Here is a 2,547-nt window from a genome sequence, read left to right on the forward strand (position 1 = left end):
GATTGACGAAACAATTGTCAAAGCTACCAAAAAGAATCTGTACGTTTTCTCAGCTGTAGATGTGAGGAAACAGATTCTGATGAGAGTTTACACGACGCGAAAGAATCTCACAGCAAAGCTCTTTATCGGAGAGGTCTTGAAAAACTGCTAAAATAAACCTAATTTCTTTTCGGTCAAAAAGCTTTGAATTGAGCAAAAACATTTCGGGAAATTGCAAAGTGCTTCAAATTTCTTTACAGCCCGAAATTCACTCTGTATATCTTGAAGCGTTAAGTTATCGAAGCTGATTTTTCAGACAAAAACTAAGAGTTACTCTTATTCAACCTTCTGCAAATTTTCTCCAACAAGTTTGTATCTTGCATATCCCGGCTTGATGTCGAAGATTATGCTCTGTTCCACCCCTATCCAGTAAGTTCTTCCTACCGGAAAGAAGTCTTCTTCTCTCCTCACAGCGAGGATTACATCGTGAAACCTTTCCATAAACCGCTTCACGTTTTCATCGTAGAGAGAAGAGGATATTTTATTCACGAAGGTTATCTCATCCGGCAAGGCGTCAAAAATGTCCATCAAGTACTTCCAAGCCTCGTTCCCGTAAACAATGGGGAGCAGCGAAAATCCGTGGAAAAGCAAGAAAGAATCGCCAAGTTTGTAAAGTTCATCTATAAGATCGTCCCACCACTCCGAGTGTATGTTTACGTAAGCGTGCAACTTTCCAAAGGGAACATTTTCGTTCAGACCAACTTTAATTATCGCTGCCTCGTCTAAAATCCTCTTTATCCTTTCATCCGGAATGGATTCGTAGGTTTTGCCAAGCCTTCTCATCATGCTGTCCGAATAAACGGCAATAAACAACCTCTTATCGGCGTATTGAGGGATGATTTTTCCAAAAATAAGGGTTCTCACGACGTATTTTGAATCGTACACAATCAGCGTCCTCAATCCCTCTAATTTTGATACAACATCGTCAAGATCAAATTCGTGGTCACTTTGCACCAAGTCATCCACCATAAACAATCGTGACCTATTTTGAGTGATATGTTTGATAAATTTTTTCTTACAAAATTGCAAGATAAACAAAACTATTATCTTGCATTCGAAGAAATTTGAAACATGCTCAAGACTTTGAGAGACACGCTGCTTGCCGGACTGGTGATATTTTTGCCATTGGCTGCATCGATTTTCGTTCTCTACTTCACCTTTAGGTGGATCGAAAATCTAATTTCTCCGGCAGTGCACAAAATCTCCGGATTTTACGTTCCGGGATTCAGCTTGTTATTTCTCTTTCTAACGATTCTGATCCTTGGTTTGCTGAGTAGATTCGCTTTGGGGCGAAAAATCATCGAAAGACTTGAGAAAAGCTTTTTAAAAGTCCCCCTACTCAGAACGATTTACAGCGCAACAAAAGAGGCTGTGAAAGTGCTTGTGGAAGGTGAGGCTGAAAGAATTCGTGGGGTTGTTTTGGTCGAGTATCCAAGGAAAGGGATCTACGCGATAGGTTTCACCTCTGGAAAATCGATAAGAGTGGCGTGTGAAAAAACAGGAAAAAACCTCGTCAACGTTTTCATTCCCACCTCTCCAAATCCAACTTCCGGGCTCGTTGTTTTGGTTCCAGAAGAGGAGCTGATTTATCTGGACATCAGCGTTGAGGAGGCGATGAAGATTGTGATTTCCGGTGGTTTTTCAAATTGACAGCTTGAGATAGTAGTAAGCGGTTTTCAAAAGCAATTTTAATGGTAGCTCCCAAATCTTGGGCGGATTTTTAACGTACACCTTTTCATCTTTCAAACCTTTTAATTCATTTATTATGGAATCTGGATGGACTTCAGCTTTCTTGTGGAGATCCACGAGCTTTTCCACCACTTTTGATATTCTTCAAGCTTCCCATAACCGTTTAAATAACTCTTAATCGAGTCAGAAAGAGGTTTGGAGGCGTGATGGATATAATGGATGCTTGTAGCGTACATGGGATGCGTTAATCCAGCTGAATCGCCGAAGAGAATGACATTATCGTTAACGACCCTTTTAACAAAACCGTAAGGATAGACTTCCTTGAAAATTTGTTTGATTTCGCTTTCTACAAAAATTTCAGGATAGGATTTTTTTAGAATGGTTGTTTCTGGATAGTAAACGTTCTCCTTCCTTTTGAACAGATTTGCAGCCCCAATTTCCGAGGGTTTCGCCGGATATATCCATCCACCATATATCGAACATCCAACTATTAAGTAAAAAGTGTCATCTGGAACGTTTAGCCTATCAACTCTCTCATAGGTTATGTAGATCAATCTCGGCGGTATGTTTATTCCCGAATTCCTTCGAAGGTTTTCTCCGTCCATCCCCGAGCAATCTACAACAACTTTTGCTTCAATCCTTTCTCCGTTCTCCAAAACAACACCCTTTTTATCGTATGAAACTACCTTTTTCTCCTCTATATCCGTCCACAGAGAATCACAGAGCTTTTGATAGTCAACAAAGGCGAAAATTTCATCATTAAAGTCGTACTCCACTTTAGTACCTTTAGTGTTCATGAACGTGAGCTTGGAGTAGGTA

4 protein-coding genes are annotated in these 2,547 nt (G+C 40.2%); 1 reads left to right on the forward strand and 3 read right to left on the reverse strand.

Features of this window, described 5'->3' with window-relative positions; genetic code table 11:
* Nucleotides 1–315: 315 nt before the first annotated feature.
* Nucleotides 316–1,008: a hypothetical protein gene (locus tag F7C14_RS01975; RefSeq protein WP_290899428.1), complete on the reverse strand. Its 693-nt coding sequence runs from the start codon at nt 1,006–1,008 to the stop codon at nt 316–318.
* Between the two features lie 102 nt (nt 1,009–1,110).
* Here F7C14_RS01975 and F7C14_RS01980 point away from each other — a divergent pair, with 102 nt between their 5' ends.
* Nucleotides 1,111–1,689, forward strand: coding sequence for a DUF502 domain-containing protein (locus F7C14_RS01980; protein WP_290899430.1), 579 nt, complete (start codon nt 1,111–1,113; stop codon nt 1,687–1,689).
* Here the strand turns inward: F7C14_RS01980 and F7C14_RS01985 are convergent.
* Nucleotides 1,681–1,845 (reverse strand): hypothetical protein, encoded by a 165-nt coding sequence (locus tag F7C14_RS01985; RefSeq protein ID WP_290899432.1) that lies wholly within the window; start codon nt 1,843–1,845, stop codon nt 1,681–1,683. The genes F7C14_RS01980 and F7C14_RS01985 overlap by 9 nt on opposite strands.
* Nucleotides 1,803–2,547: hypothetical protein (locus F7C14_RS01990; protein ID WP_290899435.1), on the reverse strand; the 745-nt coding region annotated here is incomplete at its 5' end. The genes F7C14_RS01990 and F7C14_RS01985, both read right to left, overlap by 43 nt.

The sequence above is a fragment of the Ferroglobus sp. genome (assembly GCF_015521575.1).
In the GTDB taxonomy this organism is placed as follows: domain Archaea; phylum Halobacteriota; class Archaeoglobi; order Archaeoglobales; family Archaeoglobaceae; genus Ferroglobus.